This window comes from Maritimibacter alexandrii (assembly GCF_005871115.1).
Lineage (GTDB): Bacteria > Pseudomonadota > Alphaproteobacteria > Rhodobacterales > Rhodobacteraceae > Maritimibacter > Maritimibacter alkaliphilus.
In genome coordinates, this window is the sequence record NZ_SWKQ01000011.1 from 569,634 (window position 1) to 587,854 (window position 18,221).

The window sequence follows — 18,221 nt, forward strand, 5'->3', positions numbered from 1 at the left end:
ACAATTGGATAGGGTTTCGGTAGCAGGGGCGCGGGCCGGATTCCAGACGCTTCGCACAATATTTATGCAATCTGATCGACTTTCGGGCGGTTTGCGAAAAATTGGGGCAGAAACCATGTCGGAACTCGTGACCGCCGCCCAAATGCGCGCCATCGAACAGGCTGCGATCTCGTCGGGCAAGGTCACCGGGCTCGCGCTGATGGAGCGGGCGGGGCAGGGCGTCGTCCAAGCGATTTGCGAGACATGGCCGGAGCTTACCGAAGGGGCCCACGGCGCCGTCGTGCTTTGCGGTCCGGGCAACAACGGCGGCGATGGTTACGTCGTCGCGCGGCTTCTGGCGGCGCGCGGCTGGTCGGTCGCGGTCTTCGCCTACGGCGATCCGGACAGATTGCCGCCCGATGCGCGGACGAATTACGAGCGGTGGTGCCGGATCGGCGGCTGCGCCCCGCTGTCCGCGCTGGACGATACCACCTTCAGGGACGCGGCCGTCACCGTCGATGCCCTGTTCGGAACGGGCCTGACCCGGCCCTTGCCGGTCGAGGTGCTGAACGCGCTGATGGTCGCAGCGACGCGCCCCAACGCGGCGGCGCCCCCACGCCCGCCCGTCGTGGCGGTCGACATCGCCTCGGGCGTGGATGCCGACAGCGGGCGGGTCATCGGCGGCGACGAGCAGGGGGACGAGCTGCCGTATTGGCCCGCTCTGACGGTCACCTTCGGCGCGGCGAAGGTCGGGCATATGCTCCTGCCTTATGCGGGAGACACGCGGCACAAGCTTGTGGTCGCCCCCATCGGGGTCGAGGACGACATCGCCCGCGCCTACCTGACATGGAACGTGGTCGAACACCTCGACCTCGCGGCAGTCCGGCATATCGACCTTTTGGGCAGGCCGGAGATCAGCCTTCAGGCGCTCCAGTTGGCCAAAGACGTGGCCTCCCACAAATTCGGCCACGGCCATGCGGTGATCCTGTCGGGGCCTGCCGGGCGCACCGGGGCCGCCAGACTCGCCGCCCGCGCTGCCCTGCGCGTGGGGGCCGGGCTGGTGACCGTCGCGGCGCCGCGTGACGCCATGGCCGAGAACGCGGCCCAGCTGACCGCGATCATGCTGCACGAGGCCGAGGGGGCCGCGGCGCTTGCGGACCTGCTGCATGACAAGCGCCTCAACGCGATCTGTTTGGGGCCGGGGTTAGGGCAGCCGCGCGCCCGTGATCTTGTCCCGGTGGCGCTGGACGCGACGCGGGATCGGGATGTGGGCGGCGTCGTGCTGGACGCCGATGCGCTCTCGGCCTTCGCGGACGATCCCGGCGGCCTGTTCACGATGCTCCACGACGGGTGCGTGCTCACGCCCCACGCAGGCGAATTCGCGCGGCTTTTCCCCGACCTCTCCGCCCGCCTGAACGCGCCTGCAACGACCGGCCCGGCCTATTCCAAGGTCGACGCGGCGCGCGACGCCGCCGAGCGCGCAGGCTGCACGGTGCTTCTCAAAGGCCCGGACACGGTGATCGCGGATGAAACGGGTGACGCGGCCATCAACGCGGCCTGCTACGACCGCGCCGCCCCATGGCTGGCGACGGCCGGGTCGGGCGATGTGCTCGCCGGTCTGGTCACGGGACTTCTGGCGCGCGGCTACGCCCCCGTGACGGCTGCCGAAACCGCCGCTTGGCTCCACACCGAAGCCGCCCTCAGCTTCGGCCCCGGTCTCATTGCCGAAGACCTCCCCGAAGAACTGCCGAAGGTGTTTCGCGCCCTCGGCGTCTGATCTTCTCTGGTCCGAAAATACTTCGGGGAGGTCGTCACTTCAGCGCCATTGGTGCGAGCGACAATGGCGACGGGGCAAGGCCCCTCGCGTCGGTCGCTCCGGCGCAAGCCGAAGCGAAGCCTCTCAGGTCTTCATCTTGCAGGTGTTGATCCCGAACACGGTGTACAGCGCGCACCAGCCCACGGCGGCGGTGAACAGGGCGAGCACCGCCACGACGAGCGCGACCCAGCCCAGCGTCGTGCCTTGGTTGAGAAAGAAAACCACCAGCGCGGCGATGCCGATCACGGCGCGAATGATGCGGTCCATGCCGCTTTCGTTGGTCTTGAACATGATGACCTCCAGTCCATGCGTGTCTGATGGAGTGAGTCTACTCTCACCTTCAGGACATTGCATGTGACGTGGTCACACAGCGGGGCTGTCGATCAGTTTTTCCAGCGCGGCGATATCCAGAACCCGCACGCGGCCCCGTTCGTGCGTGATGATCCCGGCGCGGGCCATCCGGTCGAGCCGACGCGACACGACCTCGCGCGCTGATCCGATCGCACGGGCCATGGCGGCCTGCGTCATCGCCACCTCGCCGTCCTCCGCCCGTTCGAGGAGCAGGGCGGCCAGCCGCGCTTCGACCCTGAGGAACGACATGGTTTCGATCAGTTGCATCATCGCCTGCATCCGCTCGGCGAAGGCGGCGAACACCACCTTGCGAAACGCGGGCGAGCTGTCGACCAGTTCGAGAAAGACCGGGCGCGGGATCAGGACGAGGCGCGTGGCATTCGTCGCGACCGCCTCGGCCGAGTAATCGTCGCCGCCCAAAAGGCCGAGCGTCGACTGGATGCAGCTTTCGCCGGGCTTGACCTCGTAAAGCAATATGTCGCGGCCGTTCGGGCCGACGAGGTGCACGCCCACATGGCCGGTCAGGACGACGACATAGCCTTTCACCGTTTCGCCCGGCGAGAAAAGGACGGCGCCCTCGGGCACCTCAAGCGGTTTCAGCCGGGCGAGCGCGGTCCGGGCCGGCGGCTCGAGCGCCGCAAGCTCCTGAGCCGCGTCGACCCAGCCGGACACGTCAGCCGCGTCCGCGCTCTTCGAACCGGGGCAGCATGGCCGAGAAATCGGTGCCTTCGCCGCCTTCGTTCTCGACGAATTGCGCGTAGAGTTTCATCGCGGCTTCGCCCATGGGGGTGTCGGCATCCGCTGCCTCGGCGGCCTGCATGGCAAGGCGCAGGTCCTTGAGCATCAGTTCGCTCGCGAAGCCGGGCTTGTAGCCGTTGTCGGCCGGGCTGGTCGCGCCGATGCCGGGGGCAGGGGTGTAGGCGTTCATCGTCCAGCTGTAACCCGACGAAGTCGAGACGACGTCATACATCGCCTGCCGGTCGAGGCCCAGCTTGTCGGCCAGCGCAAAAGCCTCGCAAGTGACGATCATGGTCGCGCCGAGGATCATGTTGTTACAGATCTTGGCGGCCTGACCGTTGCCCGCCGGGCCGCAATGCACGGCTTTCTGCCCCATGATGTCGAGCAGGGGTTTCACCTTGTCGAAGGCTTCCTCAGATCCGCCCGCCATGAAGGTGAGCGTGCCGTTCGCCGCGCCCGTGATGCCGCCCGAAACCGGCGCGTCGATCGCCAGAAGCCCGGCTTCCATCGCCTGATCGGCCACGGCGCGCGCGCTTTCCACGTCGACGGTGGAGCAGTCGGCAAAAAGCGCACCCTTGTCCATCGCCGGCACGATCTCGTCCGCCACGGCGCGCAGGATCTTGCCGTTGGGCAGCATGGTGATGACCACTTCGGCGCCCTTCGCGGCCTCTGCCGCGGTGTCGGCCTTGGTCACGCCTTCGGGCATCGGGGCGGCGAGGTCGAAGCCCGTCACCTCATGCCCGGCGGCGACGAGGTTGGCGGCCATCGGTCCGCCCATGTTGCCGAGGCCAATAAATCCGATCTTCATGTCATCCTCCCTCAGATGCTCAAAGCTTCGTCACCCAGCGGCGCGCGCATACGGGCGATGTCCTCTTCGGGCACCTCCTCGATGCTGGCGTGGCGCCATGTGGGGTTGCGGTCCTTGTCGATGATCTGCGCCCGGACGCCTTCGAGGAAATCCCCGTGCTCCATTGCGCGATAGGTGAATTCGAATTCGTAGGCCAGCACCTGCCGCACGCTTTCGGCGTTGCGCGCGCGGGTGATGTTGGCAAGCGTGCAGCAGACCGACAGGGGCGAGGCGCGCCGGATCGCCTTGGTCGAGGCCCGAGCGATTTCGCTGTCGCCCGCGTCGCATTTCGCGGCGATGTCGGCGGGGGTTCCGTCGAACAGGTTGTCGATCTCGGTCTGGGCGAGGGCCAACGGGCTTTCGGGCGGCGTCGCGGCCATCGTGGCCACAAGGCCCGCGTTTCCGGTTTCTTCCAGCTCCGACACGAGGTCGAGCCAGTATTCCCGTTCGATATAATGATCGGCAAAGCCCGCATGGATCGCGTCGCCCGCGTTCATGCGCAGAGACGTGGCGCCGAGGTATTCGCCCAGCTTTCCCGGTGCGCGCGACAGCAGGTAAGTGCCGCCCACGTCCGGGGCGAGGCCGATGCCGGTTTCGGGCATGGCGACCTGCGAGGTTTCGCAGACCACGCGGATGCTGGCATGACCGCCCACGCCGACGCCGCCCCCCATGACGAAGCCCTGCATCAGCGCGACGATGGGTTTGGGGTATTCCGCGATCTTGGCGTTCATCCGGTATTCGTCGCGCCAGAAGGTGCGGCCGTAGTCGTAATCGCCCTTCAGCCCGTGCTCATACATCGCCTGAATGTCGCCGCCTGCGCAGAACGCCTTATCGCCCTCGGCGTCGATCACCACGATCTCGACCGTGTCGTCGTCGCGCCAGGCATCCAGCGCCGCCTCGATGTCGAGGCACATCTGGTAGCTTAGGGCATTGAGGGCCTTAGGGCGGGTCAGCGTGATGCGACCGGCCTTGCCGATGATGCGGGTCGAGACTTCGCTCATCTCAGCCCCGATCCGCCAGCATCTGACGGCTTACGATCAGGCGCATGATCTCGTTCGTGCCTTCGAGGATCTGGTGCACGCGCAGGTCGCGCACGATCTTTTCGATCCCGTAGTCGGCGAGGTAGCCGTAGCCGCCATGCAGTTGCAGACAGTCGTTGGCCACGTCGAAGGCCACGTCGGTGACGAACATCTTGGCCATGGCGCAGAACTTGGTCGCGTCATGCGCCTTGTTGTCGAGCTTCCATGCCGCCTGCCGCAAGAAAGTGCGCGCGGCCTGAAGCTTGATCTCGTTGTCCGCGAGGCGGAACTGGAGCGCCTGAAACTGGTCGATGGTTTTACCGAACGCTTTGCGCTCGCCCATGTAGGCCAATGTCAGGTTCAACGCGTTCTGGGCGCCGCCCAGCGCACTGGCGGCGATGTTGAGGCGCCCGCCGTCGAGACCGGCCATCGCATAGACGAAGCCGCGCCCCTCTTCCCCCATCAGGTTCTCGTGCGGCACGGTGCAATCGTCGAACTGCACCTGCGCAGTGGGTTGGGCTTTCCACCCCATCTTGTCCTCGAGACCGCCGAAGGACAGCCCCGTCGCGCCGTCTTCGATCACCATCGCCGAGATGCCCTTGGGGCCGTCGTCGCCGGTGCGCACCATGGTCAGATAGGCGTCGGAGTAGGAGCCGCCCGAGATGAAGGCCTTGGTCCCGTTCAGCTTCCAGCCCTCGTTGGTCTTTTCCGCCTTCGTACGCAGCGCGGCGGCGTCCGAGCCGGAGCCGGGTTCGGTCAGGCAGTAGGAAAACACCTTTTCCATGCTGGTGACAGCGGGCAGCCAACGCGCCTTGTCCTCGTCCGTGCCGAACTTGTCGATCATGCCGCCGCACATGTTGTGGATCGACAGGAACGACCCGACGGCGGGGCAGGACATGGCGAGCGCCTCGAACACGAGGGTCGCGTCAAGTCGGCTCAGACCGGAGCCGCCGTATTCCTCGGAGACGTAGATACCGCCCAGACCAAGCTCGGCCACCTTGGGCCAGAGGTCTTTCGGGATCGTGCCCTGACGTTCCCAGTCCTGTGCGTATGGTGCGATATGTTCCTGGCCGAAACCGTGGGACATATCGAAGATGGCTTCCTGTTCCTCTGAAAGCGCGAAATCCATTCTCTCCTCCCGAGCAGAAATGAACGCTGGTTCATTTAACAGAGTGGCGCAGCATGGGTGCAAAGCACAAGGGGGAATTGGCCAAAGGGGGTTTGTGTTTCTGCAAAGCCAAGGCGTGGGGTGAGGGGCGTCTGGTGGCCTTGTTGGCATTGTCCCGCGCGATACCAGAATACTAGGATTCTGGGAATTATATACATGACAAAGCACGACCCAGAACTAGACGAAATGGAAATTAGTCCCACCATGCTCTCGGCGGGGGAGAAGGTGTTAGAGGACTGGAAGGAAATTGATACGCTCGCTTCTTTAGCGAGGAAGGTTTATACCGCCATGGCGGAAGCTGCACAGGATTGTCAGGTGGGTCGCCTCGCCGATGGTGCATCCCGAGCGCAAAGGGAAGCCTGCGGCAAATCGTAAAAAGATCTGCCGTTGCCGCTTCCAGCGTTTCAATCTGGAAGAGAATTTCCTCAGTCTTTTCGAGGTCGTTGACCGTGTACCTGTTTAGTGCGCGAAAGTAGATTAACTGTCTTTCAGCCAAAATTTGAACGCCATAATGCGCAGTCCTATCGCGCAAAAACCTTACTTGCCCAAGGTGAGACAAGAGGTCGTCAACTTCTTGCTCAACTTCGCTAGCGTATGGTCGCCCTGACTTGCTCCAGGACTTCATACAAAGTTTAAACGCTGTGGAGAGGTCTCCCGTTCTTCTGCTGCCGATCAAGACGCGCAACACATCAAGCTTCAGGTCATCGTGGTTGTTGCCTCGACCTCCGCCGATCAGTCCATAGGCGTACTGCTCCAGATGAAAGGATAACGTAGTCTCAGTTTGCCCGAACTGGTTGATGAACTCTCCAAATGCTAAGTAATATGCAGGCCAAAGTTCTTTAGTGCGGTATGGGTCCGGCACATGAGGATTTTCCCCGACCAATGTCGGTGGTTTAGGAGTGGGCATGGCTGGTCAGACGTTTGAAGACACGGTAAAGAACCTCTTGAAGATGAAGCCGAAGCCCCACAAAGAGGACTCCGGCTCATCCAAGAGTCAATCCTCGGAGGACGACCAATCGTCCAACAAGCGGCCCACCAAGTCGCGGAACTCAGGCGACGACTGAGTTAATCCGCCGATAGGTCAGACGCTTACCGTCCGCGTTCTTGAGGATCATGTTCGCGCGGGTGGTGTCGTCAATCTCCTTGGCCGCACGGTTCGAGTAGCGGAAATCGAACTCGGCAAGGTAGCGGTGCAGATGCTGTTTTCCGCAGTGCTGATAGACACCCTTCATGCCGCGCTTGAAGATCGAAAAGTAGCCTTCAACCGTGTTGGTGGTCACGTCGCCACGGGCGTATTCGTCCTTGGAATGGTCAACGTGCTCATGCCCCGCAAAGTCCGCGCGAAGCTGGCGATACCAAGGGGCTTGGTCCGTCATGAGGCGGCTTTCGCGGTCAATGTTCTCTTTCAGGATCGGCACAAGGTCATGCTGGCTCAGGCGGTCCACTACGAACGAACGGGCCTTGCCCGTGTCGCGATCCACAAGCGACAGAACCTTCATCTTGTGATGATACACGCGGCGCGAACCCTTGTAGGTCGGATCGGTGCCGATGAAGGTTTCGTCGCTTTCCACGGTGCCGCCACCGCCGCCCATAGGAGCAAGTTCACCGTCGCGCATGGCTTCGCGGATGCGGTGAAACATGAACCAAGCGGTTTTGTAGGTAACGCCGATGGTGCGGTGAAGCTGATGGGCGCTCATGCCCTTCTTGGACGATGCCATGAGGAACGTCGCCAGAAGCCACTTGTTGAGCGGCACCTTGGAACGTTCAAACACGGTCCCGACCGTCACCGTGAATTGCTTCCGACAATCGCCGCACTGGTAGAGGCCGGGGCGGTGCGATTTGCCTTCCAGTTTCTTGCACTTGTCCACGCCGCCACAGTGCGGGCAGTAGACGCCATCAGCCCAACGCTGGCGCTCCAGATACTCGCGGGCGCGGTCTTTATCGGTGAAGATCGGGTCAGTCAGGTTCATTTCACTATCTCCTTGAAAGAGATATGGGAATCCTGATCTGCTTTTTCAAGTATATAATCGCCAGGATTCTAGTATTCTGGTTCTCGTGAAAGCGTTTCATATCAATGCCATAAGTGGTCATCCGACCCTCAAAAGGTTAACGCACGCACGATCCCCTCGCGCGCAACGCCCTTGGCGCCCCTCACAGACCTTCGTGAAATTCGGCGATCAAAGACCTCACGACTTCCCGCAACGCTTCGTCCCGTGACAGGTCCGCTTCGACCGCGTCGGTGAAGACCCGGCGCTGCCGTTCGGCGGATGTTCCGCCGAGAATGATGTCACGCGCGCCTTCCAGTTCCGCCGTGCATCCGAGCGCCTCGGCGTCCTCCGCCAGCAGGTCGATCAGTTCCTCGACCAGATGCGCGACCGGAATGATCTCGCGCTGCCCGAAGTCGATCAGGCCCCGCGTCGCGCCATAGCGTTGCGCCATCCAGCGGTTCTCGGAGATCAGGAAGTTGTCGTAGATCCGCCAGCGTTGATTGCGCCCCTTCATCCGCCACAGGAACCGGGCGAGGCACTGGACGAGGGCGGCGATCGTCAGCGCCGTTTCCACCTTGGGCGACACATCGCAGATGCGGGCCTCGATAGTTGGAAACTTGGCGGACGGGCGCAGATCCCACCAGATCTTCGACGCGTCCTCGATCAGGCCGAGGTCCACGATGGCATCGACCGAACGCTGGAATTCGGCCCAGCTCCACAGTTGCGGCGGGAGACCCGTTCGGGGGAGGTTGTCGAACACCGTCAGCCGGTAGGAGGCAAGCCCGGTATCCTCGCCCTGCCAGAACGGGGACGACGCCGACAGCGCCAGAAGATGCGGCAGGAAGTAGGACAGCTGGTTCATCACGTCGATCCGATCTTCCTGATCGGGGATACCCACGTGAACGTGCATCCCGCAGATCAGCAGCCTGCGGGCGACGCCGCCCAGATCGCGGCGCAGGTCGTTGTAGCGGTCCTTGTCGGTGTGGTGCTGTTCCTTCCAGTCGGAAAAGGGATGACAGGCCGCCGCGATGGGGGCCAGACCGTGTTCGGCGGCATGGCGGGCGACCGCGCTTCGCAGGCGTATCAGGTCTTCGCGGGCCTGCCCGACATCGGCGCAGACATTCGTGCCGATCTCGATCTGGCATTGCAGGAATTCGGGGCTGACCTGTTCGTCGAGGTCGGCCTTGCAGGCCTCCATCAACGCCTCGGGCGCTTCGGCCAGGTCGCCGGTCTCGCGGTCGACGAGCAGGTATTCCTCTTCGATCCCGATGCTGAAGCTGGGGTTTTCCTTGACCATCGCGCGCCCTCCGCCTGTGCGGGTTCAGCCTGCGCAAAACCCGCGTGGGGCGCAAGCGCGGCTCAGGCGACGGAATGAAGCAGTTCGGCGATGCTTTCTTCGCGCAGGCCGAGGATCGACAGGGCCGCAGCCTCGTCGGTCTGAAGCGTGACGACCATGCCCGCGACATCGCTCCACGCGTCGACGAAATGCCGGGCCAGTTTCATCGACGGGCCGGGGGCCGCGTGAATGACCATCATCATGGACTGTTCCTCGACATAGATGCCGGCGGCGGCGTCGGCCTGAAACTGCATCAGTCCGACCAGATCCCGCTCCCAGTCGTCGATACGGGCGAGGTTGATGAGTTGCTTCTGCTCCGGCCTGCGCTCCGGGTCGGCCATATAGGCGCCATACAGCCCGCGCGCATCGGCCAGCGTGGCGAACCCTTCGTATTCTACGTAGACAAGCCCATGTGCGGGCAGGATCCTGTATCCACCGGGCATCGCCCGTCCCCTCGCTTTACCTCGTCGGACGGGTTCGACCCGTCTTGACCAAATGGTAAACTAATATGCGGGTTTCAGGAAGGCCGTCTTTGGACGGGTCACACGGTGGAGCGCAGCATGTCCGCGATCGAGGTTTCAGGCTGCCCCAGAATGGCCAGCGCGCCCGCCTCGTCATACTGCATGGAGGTGACGACGCCGTTCACACCCTTCCACGGGGCGACGAGGATGCGCCCCATCGCCTGCGCCTTTTCGGTGGGCGCGACGAAGACCATGAAGAACTGGTGACCCTTGGACAGAAACGTGTCCGCCTTTTCGGCCTGCATGGCCATCAGGGTCGGAAAGTCCCGTTCGAAATCCTCGACATGGGTGAGGTCGACCAGTTGCTTCTGGCCGGGGTGGGCGTCGGGCTTGGTCTGATAGTCCGCGAACAGGTCTTGGGCTTCCTGAAGACGCACGAAACCCTCGTAGCGCACGTAGACGAGCCCGCGTTCAGGCAAGATCTGGTAACTTCCCGGCATATGCGCGTCGATCCTCGGTCCGGTCCCGGCGGTCAACTGATCCGCCGGGCCTCACCTTAACTTGCCTGACGCGTGAGGGAAGGTGCCAAAAGGTCACCGCGCCGAAAAGGTCACACCAGCCGGACCTGCGTCCCGATCTCGGTCAACTCGTAAAGCTCCGCGATCTTCTCGTTGTAAAGGCCGATGCAGCCGTCGGACGAACGGCGCCCGATCTTGCGCGTGTCGTGGGTGCCGTGGATGAGATAGGCGGGCCAGTCCAGATACATGGCATGCGTGCCCAGCGGGTTGGCCGGGTCGCCCGCACCGATCGGTTCCCAATCCGGGAAGCGTTCCATCTGCGACGCCGTCGGCGTCCAGGTCGGGCCGACTTTCTTGCGCACGATCTCGGAATACCCGCGTTTGGTCAGTTCGTCCGTGCGCGGCACCGAGGTCGGATAGAGCCGGTAGATCGAGCCGTCGGCGTTCCAGTAATGCAGCGCCTTCGAGGTCGTGTCGCAGACGATCGCGCCTTTGCCGAGGCTGTCGAAATGATCGCGCCACTCCATCGTGCGGAAGGACGAGGCGTTGCGGCGCGAAAACTCCTGCACCGTCTCGTCATCCGCGCCCATCACCTGCGGCGGAGCGGACTGGGCGCGCAGCAGCGCAGGGGTGCAGAGCGGAAGGGCGGAGGCTGCGGCGAGAAGGCCGCGGCGCGTCATCTTGGAAGCCATGAGATACCTGTATGTCTGTCTCGTGTTTCCCCGAGAGCTAGCAACATATTCAGCCGACGCAATTCACGCGTTTGAGAGCCGGCGGAGTTTCACCGCAACGTGAGGTGGAATTCAGTAAAGATGCATCTGGACGGAACCCGTCAGGTTCTGGGTATCGACGTTCGCCGCCTCGATGGCTGCGGCGACGGTTCCGTAAGCCGACACTTTCACCGGCCGGTCCTGCGGTGCGAAAAGCGCGTAAAGGCGGATGAAATTCGACGTGATCGTGCCTCGGGCGGCGATGTAGAGGTCGAGCGGAAGGCCGCGCTCGCGGATGGTGGCCTTCATGAAGCCCACGCAGTCGCGGAATTCGCGCACCGAAAGATCGACTTCGCGCACCGAAAGGGCATCGACGACGACCTTCTGGCTCGACCGGAACTCCGTGCTCGCCAGCATCGCCGTGTTGGCCAGAACCTGTTCGACCGTCACTGACTCGGCGCAGCGCGCGAAGATGACGTCCGACCCCGAAAAGTGGTCCAGCGATATGCTCATTCAGATTGGGGTGTCCCGGTTGGGTTCGTTCGGGGAAACGGATGCACTGGAAATAAGTAAACAATAAGGAAGGGGAGGCCGCGAAGCCTCCCCCACTGTCGTATCAGATCAGTCCATCGCCTTGAAGGCGAATTCGCCGCCTTCCTTGATGCCCGAGAACCAACGCTCGGTCACCGTCTTGGTCCGGGTGTAGAACCGGAAGGCATCGGGGCCGTACTGGTTCAGGTCACCGAAGGCCGATTTCTTCCAGCCGCCGAAGGTGAAGTAGGACAGCGGCACCGGGATCGGGAAGTTGATGCCGACCATGCCGACGTTCACGCGGCTTGCGAAATCGCGCGCCGTGTCGCCGTCGGAGGTGAAGATCGCCGTGCCGTTGCCGTACTGGTTCTTCATCACCAGATCGAGCGCCTCTTCGTAGCTGTCCTTGCGGACGGTCGAAAGCACCGGGCCAAAGATCTCTTCCTTGTAGATGTCCATGTCCTCGGTGACGTTGTCGAACAGCGTCGGGCCGACATAGAAGCCGTCCTCATAGCCTTGCAGGCTGAAGTCGCGGCCATCGGTGACGAGCGTCGCGCCATCGTTCACGCCCGAGTCGATCAGGCTTTCGATCCGCTGTTTCGCCTGCGCGGTGATGACGGGGCCGTAGTCCACATCCTTGTCCGAGGTGTAGGGGCCGACTTTCAGCGCCTCGACCTTGGGGGTGAGCTTTTCGATCAGCTTGTCGGCGGTGTCCTTGCCGACCGGCACCGCGACCGAGATCGCCATGCAGCGTTCGCCCGCCGCGCCGAAACCGGCCCCCACCAGCGCGTCGGCGGCTTTGTCGAGGTCCGCGTCGGGCATAATGATCATGTGGTTCTTGGCACCGCCGAAGCACTGGGCGCGCTTGCCGTTTGTGGCGGCGCGGCCATAGATGTATTGTGCGATCGGGGTCGAGCCCACGAAGCCCACGGCCTGAATGGTCTCGTTGTCGAGGATCGCGTCCACCACTTCCTTGTCGCCGTTCACGACCTGAAGCACGCCATCGGGAAGCCCGGCTTCCTTGAGCAGTTCGGCCAGCATCATCGACGTGGTCGGGCAACGCTCGGACGGTTTCAGGATCATCGCGTTGCCGGAGACGAGCGCGGGGCCCATCTTCCACAGCGGGATCATGGCCGGGAAGTTGAACGGGGTGATGCCCGCGACCACGCCCAGGGGCTGACGCATGGAGTAAAGGTCGATGCCGGGGCCGCCGGAATCCATGAACTCGCCCTTGAGCAGGTTGGGCGCGCCCATGCAGACCTCGATCACCTCAAGGCCGCGCTGCACGTCGCCGGCGCCATCGGGCAGGGTCTTGCCGTGTTCGCGGCTGACGCTTTCGGCCAGCTTGTCCATGTCGCGGTTGATGAGTTCGGCGAACTTCATCATCACGCGGGCGCGGCGCTGCGGGTTGGTCGCGGCCCAGGCTTTCTGCGCTTCGGCGGCTTTCGCCACGGCGGCGTCCAGCTCGGCCGCCGTCGACAGCTTCACTTTGCCCTGAATTTCACCCGTGGCGGGGTTGTAGATATCGCTGGTGCGCGAAGAGGACGACGCCTCGTTCTGACCGTTGATCCAGTTTCCGACTTCGTACATGAGAGTCCTCCTCTAAAGCTGGCGCGAGAATATCCTTGCAATTTTGCGGCGCAAAGCGGCAACATTTCAAAACGTATTGCAATTCTGCAAGGGGTGGGCATGGATCTCGACTGGGACGATCTTCGCATCTTTCTGGCGGTGGCGCGCGGGGAAAGTCTGTCAGCGGCGGGCAGGGTGCTGAAACGCGACCCGGCCACCGTCGGACGGCGCGTTTCGCGGCTGGAAGAAGTGGTGGGCGCACCGCTTTTCGCCCGGTCGCCGCAGGGATACGGCCTGACCGACGCGGGTCAACGGCTGCTCGCCCATGCCGAAGAGGCCGAACAGGCGGTGACGCGCGGGGCCGAGGCGCTTGCGGGCACCACCGGGGGGCTGTCCGGTCAGGTGCGGATCGGCGCGCCGGATGGGTGCGCGAACTTCCTTCTGCCGCAGGTCTGCGCCCAGATCGCCGCCGAGCATCCCGAGATCGAATTGCAGATCGTCGCGCTGCCCCGCGTCATCAACCTGTCGAAGCGCGAGGCCGATCTGGCCATCGCGGTTTCGCCCCCCGCTACGGGCCGGCTGACGGTGCAGAAGATCACCGACTATCACCTGCACCTCGTCGCCGCGCGGCTGTATCTCAAGGAACACGGGCCGGTCGAAACGCTGGCCGACCTCGAAGGGCGGCCCATCGTCGGCTATATCCCCGACATGATCTTCGACAAGGAACTCGACTACCTGTCCGAGATCGGGGCCGACCGGGTGACGCTCGGTTCCAACTCGGTCTCGGTGCAGCTTGGAATGCTGCGCGAAGGCGGCGGGTTGGGCATCGCGCACGATTTCGCACTGCCGTTCGCCCGCAACCTGCGCAAGGTTCTGACCGACGAGGTGTCGTTGACCCGAAGCTTCTATCTCGTGCGTCACGCCGGGGACGCGCGGATCGAACGGATGAGCCGCGTGGCCGACATGCTCATGAGCGGTCTCAAGGCGGAAGTGGCGCGGCTCGAAGGTCTGACTTGACAAGCTGACGTGGCGGTAGGACCCTGAAATCAGGGAGTTAGCGCCAACACCGCAGCACGGAGGAAATCATGCTCGTCAGCCAGATTCTCAAGGACAAGGCCAATCAGGGTGTTCTGACGGTGACCAAGGATACGTCCGTTGCGGATGCCTCCGCGATCCTGTCGCGGGAAAAGGTGGGTGCGGTGATCGTGTCCGAGGATGGCGTGCATCCGCAGGGCATCGTCTCAGAACGTGACATCGTGCGGGAACTCGGTGCGCGGGGGACCGGCTGCCTGACCGATCCCGTGTCGGCGATCATGACCGAGAAACTCATCGGCTGCGTGCCGGGCGACCGGGCCATCGCTGTGCTTCAGAAGATGACCGAGGGGCGCTTTCGGCACATGCCGGTGATGGATGGCGACGAAATGGTCGGCCTCGTGTCCATCGGTGACGTGGTCAAGGCCCGACTCGAGGAATTGGGCCAGCAGGCCGAAAGCCTCAAATCGATGATTATGGGCTACTGACCGGGCGATTTCCGGGGCAGGAGCGGCGTTTCGTCGGCGCGTTTGAAAAGGATCGGGTCGCTTCGCGGCGACCCGCGCCGGATTGGCCCGCTTCCGGCTTGCATTCCCCAGCGCAATATTGTTGCGTGCCACCGGGACAGGGAGGCCGATCATGCGTGTTGCACTTTACCCCGGGACGTTCGACCCGATCACCATCGGGCATATCGACATCATCAAGCGGGCCTGCGCGCTCGTCGACCGCCTGGTGATCGGCGTCGCGATCAACCGCGACAAGGGGCCGATGTTCACGCTGGAAGAACGGGTCGAGATGGTCGAGGCCGAATGCGCGGCCCTGTCCGAGCAGACCGGGACCGAGATCGTGGCCCACCCGTTCGAGAACCTGCTCATCAACTGCGCCTATGACGTCGGCGCTTCGATCATCGTGCGCGGCCTGCGCGCCGTGACCGATTTCGAATACGAATACCAGATGGTCGGCATGAACCGCGCGCTCGACGCCAGCATCGAGACCGTGTTCCTGATGGCCGACCTCAAGCATCAGGCGATCGCCTCGAAGCTGGTCAAGGAAATCGCCCGGCTCGACGGCGACGTGTCGAAATTCGTCACGCCGGACGTGAAGCAGCGGCTTTACCAGAAGCTCGGCCGGAGCTGATCAGCCGTAAACCGCACGCCGTGCGATGCTTTTGGCGTCGTAGGGGTTCAGCCCGAGATCTTCGATGGCGAGTTCCGGCGGCAGCGCGGCGATGGCGCGGCGCGTGCGGCGGCAGTTGGCGTGCTGGCTGAGGGCGGTCTTGAGTTTGGTATAGGCGGTCATCGGTGCCTCCTGTTCGCGTGTTTCGTTCACCCGAAAGATAGGCATGCTGCGCTGCAGCACAAATGACGGTTAGCGATAACCGCCATGATCCACGTGCAACCCGGATCAGATCGCGCGATCGACCGCCCGGATCGTCTCGACCGTCCTGTCCACCTGCGTGAGCGGCAGCATATGGCCCGCGCCCTCGATCAGGTCGAGTTGGAAATGCGGATAGCGGTCCGCCATTTCCACACCCTGCTTGCGATAGTCGAGGATGCGGTCCTCGGTGCCATAAAGCACGCGCACGGGGCAGGTGATCTCGTCATACCGTTTCCACTGTTTGACGATGACCTCGCCCACGGCGCAATAGTCGCGCGACGTGTTGATGAAGCTCTTGGGTCTCAGCGACAGCAGCCCGCCCCCCTTGACGGTGTAGCCGTCGGGAATCGGGTCGGGGCCGAAGATCTCGGTCCGGGTCAGGTCGGCGTTCTTGGCGCTCGTCGGCACCGCGACCGTATGCGCCACGAGGCGCCGCATCCTTGGATTGGTGATCCCCAAGGCCGCGAAGCTTTTCGCCTGCATTTCGGACGGGCGCAGCAGCGGCGCGATCAGGGCCAACCCGCCGATCTTGTCGGGCGCGCGAAGCGCCGTGGCGCAGGAAATCGCGCCGCCCAACGAATGACCCATGAGGATCGGCTTCTCCAGACCCAGCGCGTCGATCAGTTCCTCGACATAGCCCGCCTGATCGTCGATCCGGGCCGAGGCGCTTTCGGGCCTGTCGGAATAGCCCATGCCGGGGCGATCCAGCGCGATCACCCGGAAGTCGTGTGAAAGCGGTTCGGCAAGCGTCATGGTCAGCGAGCGCAACTGCCCGCCCAGACCATGTATCAGGATTACGGGGCGCCCGTCGCCCCCGGTGTCGGTATAGTGCAGCCGCCCGGTCGACATGGTCAGGAATTTCCCCACGGGCGGCACCGCGGCCTCGGCCTGTGCCGCAAGCACGCGGGTGCGTTTCATCTGGCCCAGCAGCCACAGGCCGATGGCGGCCCCGATGAGCGCGAGGATGATGACGACGACTTGAACCATGGCGGTCCTCCCTCAGGCCAGCCTAGCGGGCGGTGCCGTTCTGCGGAACGCCGTTTCGCGGGTGTGACGCCACGTCGCCTAGAACGCATCGATGACGCCGATCCCGACCAGACCGTTCAGCACCGCGTCCACGGCAACAGCGGCAAGGATCATGCCCATGACACGGCTGATGACGGCGGCGCCGGTCTGGCCGATCACGCGCATGATCGGACCGGCGGCCAGAAGGATCACCAGCGTCACCGCGAGCACCAGCGCCATGAGCGCCGAGGTCATGACCTGATGGGCGACCGAAAAGCGGTCGTTGTCGGTCAGGATCACCACCGCCAGCATCGCGCCCGGCGACGCGATGGAGGGCATGGCGACCGGAAACACGGCCACGTTGCGCGCCAGATCGGCCCCCTCCATTTCCGCTTCCGGCTTGCCGGGACCGAAAATCATGGTCAGCGCGAACAAGAACAGCACGATGCCGCCCGCGATCTGGAACGATTGCAGGTCCAGCCCCAGACCTTCGAGCACCAGTTGTCCGACGATGATGAAAGCGAGCAGGACGACGAACGCCACCAGCACCGCGCGCAGCGCCACGCCGCGCCGTTTGGCTGCCGGAATGGCGGCGGTCGCCGCGATGAACACGGGCAGGGTGCCGATGGGGTCGATGACGACCCACAACGTGATGAATTCCTGAAGGATGACGGAAAAGTCGGGCAAGGTCGGTCCTGATGTTCGCGGGTTTCCGACCGGATAGCAGGTTCGGCCCGGACGTCCAGCACCCGAGCCGAAACTTCGTGTGAATTACAGCCGTTTGCCGATTTCCGCGGCGGTGTCGAGCATCCGGTTCGAGAACCCCCACTCGTTGTCGTACCAGGTCAGGATGCGGATGAAGTTGCCGTCCATCACCTTGGTCTGATCCAGCGCGAAGGTGGAGCTGTTGGGGTTGTGGTTGAAATCGACCGACACCAGCGGCTTGTCGGTGTAACCCAGCACGCCCTTCAGCGGGCCGTCCGCCGCCGCCATGATCGCGGCGTTGATGTCGTCCACGCTCACGTCGCGGTCCAGTTCCGCCGTCAGATCGACGCAGGAGACGTTCGGGGTCGGAACCCGGATCGCCACGCCGTCGAGCTTGCCGTTGAGTTCGGGCAGGACGAGACCCACCGCCTTGGCCGCACCCGTGGAGGTCGGGATCATACTCATCGCGGCGGCGCGGGCGCGGTAGAGATCCTTGTGCATCGTGTCCAGCGTCGGCTGGTCGCCGGTGTAGCTGTGGATCGTGGTCATGAACCCGCGCTTGATGCCGAAACTGTCATTCAGCACCTTGGCCACCGGGGCAAGGCAGTTCGTCGTGCAGGACGCGTTCGAGACATGCAGGTCGTCCTTGGTCAGCGTGTCATGGTTCACGCCGTAGACGATGGTCTTGTCGGCACCCGACGAAGGGGCCGAGACCAGCACACGCGATGCGCCGTTCTCCAGATGCACCTTGGCCTTGTCGCCGGTGAAGATGCCCGTGCATTCCAGCACCACGTCCACGTCGCCCCACGGAAGCTCCTTCGGGTCGCGGATCGCGGTCACCTCGATCGGGCCGGCGCCCGCGTCGATGGTGTTGCCCGCGACCTTGACCTCGTTCGGGAACTTGCCGTGCACGCTATCGAACTGAAGCAGGTGAGCGTTGGTTTCGACCGGGCCGAGGTCGTTGATCGCGACGCATTCGATATCGGTGCGGCCCTGTTCGTAGAGCGCGCGCAGGACATTGCGGCCGATGCGGCCGAAACCGTTGATGGCGACTTTGACGGTCATGGAATT

21 protein-coding genes are annotated in these 18,221 nt (G+C 63.6%); 5 read left to right on the forward strand and 16 right to left on the reverse strand.

What is annotated here, in order from left to right; all coding sequences use genetic code 11:
• Window positions 1-115 precede the first annotated feature (115 nt).
• The gene (locus FCT00_RS10920) at window positions 116-1,756 is read left to right on the forward strand and encodes an NAD(P)H-hydrate dehydratase (RefSeq protein ID WP_138423043.1); all 1,641 of its coding nucleotides are present in this window, start codon (window positions 116-118) and stop codon (window positions 1,754-1,756) included.
• A gap of 123 nt (window positions 1,757-1,879) precedes the next feature.
• Here FCT00_RS10920 and FCT00_RS10925 read toward each other — a convergent pair whose 3' ends face one another.
• The 5 genes from FCT00_RS10925 to FCT00_RS10945 all read right to left on the reverse strand — a co-directional run bounded on the left by FCT00_RS10925 (window position 1,880) and on the right by FCT00_RS10945 (window position 5,879).
• Window positions 1,880-2,086: a YgaP family membrane protein gene (locus FCT00_RS10925; RefSeq protein WP_008328355.1), complete on the reverse strand. Its 207-nt coding sequence runs from the start codon at window positions 2,084-2,086 to the stop codon at window positions 1,880-1,882.
• A 72-nt stretch (window positions 2,087-2,158) separates the two neighbouring features.
• The gene (locus tag FCT00_RS10930; protein ID WP_138423044.1) at window positions 2,159-2,818 is read right to left on the reverse strand and encodes a Crp/Fnr family transcriptional regulator; all 660 of its coding nucleotides are present in this window, start codon (window positions 2,816-2,818) and stop codon (window positions 2,159-2,161) included.
• Window position 2,819: 1 nt separating this feature from the next.
• Window positions 2,820-3,692, reverse strand: a complete 873-nt coding sequence (gene mmsB / locus FCT00_RS10935; protein ID WP_138423045.1) for a 3-hydroxyisobutyrate dehydrogenase — start codon at window positions 3,690-3,692, stop codon at window positions 2,820-2,822.
• 11 nt (window positions 3,693-3,703) lie between these two features.
• Window positions 3,704-4,732: an enoyl-CoA hydratase/isomerase family protein gene (locus FCT00_RS10940; RefSeq protein WP_138423046.1), complete on the reverse strand. Its 1,029-nt coding sequence runs from the start codon at window positions 4,730-4,732 to the stop codon at window positions 3,704-3,706.
• Between the two features lies 1 nt (window position 4,733).
• Window positions 4,734-5,879 carry an acyl-CoA dehydrogenase family protein gene (locus tag FCT00_RS10945; protein ID WP_138423047.1) on the reverse strand — a complete coding sequence of 382 codons (1,146 nt, stop codon included), beginning with the start codon at window positions 5,877-5,879 and terminating at the stop codon, window positions 4,734-4,736.
• A gap of 195 nt (window positions 5,880-6,074) precedes the next feature.
• Between FCT00_RS10945 and FCT00_RS10950 the strand changes: the two genes are divergently transcribed.
• Window positions 6,075-6,293, forward strand: coding sequence for a hypothetical protein (locus tag FCT00_RS10950; protein WP_138423048.1), 219 nt, complete (start codon window positions 6,075-6,077; stop codon window positions 6,291-6,293).
• 674 nt (window positions 6,294-6,967) lie between these two features.
• On the opposite strand, the gene FCT00_RS10955 is transcribed toward FCT00_RS10950, so the two are convergent.
• The 7 genes from FCT00_RS10955 to FCT00_RS10985 form a co-directional block, all read right to left on the reverse strand.
• A complete protein-coding gene (locus tag FCT00_RS10955; protein WP_138423049.1) occupies window positions 6,968-7,888 on the reverse strand; it encodes an IS1595 family transposase in 921 nt (306 codons plus the stop codon).
• 181 nt (window positions 7,889-8,069) lie between these two features.
• Complete coding sequence (locus tag FCT00_RS10960; protein WP_138423050.1) at window positions 8,070-9,203, reverse strand: carboxylate-amine ligase; 1,134 nt, start codon at window positions 9,201-9,203, stop codon at window positions 8,070-8,072.
• Between the two features lie 62 nt (window positions 9,204-9,265).
• On the reverse strand, window positions 9,266-9,685 hold the full coding sequence (locus FCT00_RS10965) for a hypothetical protein (RefSeq protein WP_008328364.1): 420 nt from the start codon (window positions 9,683-9,685) through the stop codon (window positions 9,266-9,268).
• Between the two features lie 98 nt (window positions 9,686-9,783).
• Window positions 9,784-10,203, reverse strand: coding sequence for a hypothetical protein (locus FCT00_RS10970; protein WP_040884314.1), 420 nt, complete (start codon window positions 10,201-10,203; stop codon window positions 9,784-9,786).
• Window positions 10,204-10,313: 110 nt separating this feature from the next.
• Window positions 10,314-10,913, reverse strand: coding sequence for a L,D-transpeptidase (locus tag FCT00_RS10975; protein ID WP_008328368.1), 600 nt, complete (start codon window positions 10,911-10,913; stop codon window positions 10,314-10,316).
• 111 nt (window positions 10,914-11,024) lie between these two features.
• Window positions 11,025-11,444 carry a hypothetical protein gene (locus tag FCT00_RS10980; protein ID WP_138423051.1) on the reverse strand — a complete coding sequence of 140 codons (420 nt, stop codon included), beginning with the start codon at window positions 11,442-11,444 and terminating at the stop codon, window positions 11,025-11,027.
• Window positions 11,445-11,552: 108 nt separating this feature from the next.
• On the reverse strand, window positions 11,553-13,052 hold the full coding sequence (locus tag FCT00_RS10985) for a CoA-acylating methylmalonate-semialdehyde dehydrogenase (protein ID WP_008328372.1): 1,500 nt from the start codon (window positions 13,050-13,052) through the stop codon (window positions 11,553-11,555).
• A gap of 99 nt (window positions 13,053-13,151) precedes the next feature.
• On the opposite strand from FCT00_RS10985, the gene FCT00_RS10990 reads away from it, so the two are divergent.
• The 3 genes from FCT00_RS10990 (at window position 13,152) to coaD (ending at window position 15,200) form a co-directional block, all read left to right on the forward strand.
• On the forward strand, window positions 13,152-14,048 hold the full coding sequence (locus tag FCT00_RS10990; RefSeq protein WP_008328373.1) for a LysR family transcriptional regulator: 897 nt from the start codon (window positions 13,152-13,154) through the stop codon (window positions 14,046-14,048).
• Window positions 14,049-14,116: 68 nt separating this feature from the next.
• Window positions 14,117-14,551, forward strand: a complete 435-nt coding sequence (locus FCT00_RS10995) for a CBS domain-containing protein (RefSeq protein WP_008328374.1) — start codon at window positions 14,117-14,119, stop codon at window positions 14,549-14,551.
• Window positions 14,552-14,702: 151 nt separating this feature from the next.
• Window positions 14,703-15,200, forward strand: coding sequence for a pantetheine-phosphate adenylyltransferase (gene coaD / locus FCT00_RS11000; protein ID WP_008328376.1), 498 nt, complete (start codon window positions 14,703-14,705; stop codon window positions 15,198-15,200).
• Here the strand turns inward: coaD and FCT00_RS21450 are convergent, their stop codons facing one another.
• The 4 genes from FCT00_RS21450 to gap form a co-directional block, all read right to left on the reverse strand.
• A complete protein-coding gene (locus tag FCT00_RS21450) occupies window positions 15,201-15,362 on the reverse strand; it encodes a DUF1127 domain-containing protein (RefSeq protein WP_171042963.1) in 162 nt (53 codons plus the stop codon). It lies immediately after the preceding gene.
• A 105-nt stretch (window positions 15,363-15,467) separates the two neighbouring features.
• Window positions 15,468-16,427 (reverse strand): alpha/beta fold hydrolase, encoded by a 960-nt coding sequence (locus FCT00_RS11005; RefSeq protein ID WP_138423052.1) that lies wholly within the window; start codon window positions 16,425-16,427, stop codon window positions 15,468-15,470.
• A gap of 78 nt (window positions 16,428-16,505) precedes the next feature.
• Entirely contained in the window at window positions 16,506-17,132 is a 627-nt protein-coding gene (locus FCT00_RS11010) for a MarC family protein (RefSeq protein WP_138423053.1), read from the reverse strand.
• Window positions 17,133-17,216: 84 nt separating this feature from the next.
• Window positions 17,217-18,215, reverse strand: coding sequence for a type I glyceraldehyde-3-phosphate dehydrogenase (gene gap, locus FCT00_RS11015; RefSeq protein WP_138423054.1), 999 nt, complete (start codon window positions 18,213-18,215; stop codon window positions 17,217-17,219).
• Between the last annotated feature and the right edge of the window lie 6 nt (window positions 18,216-18,221).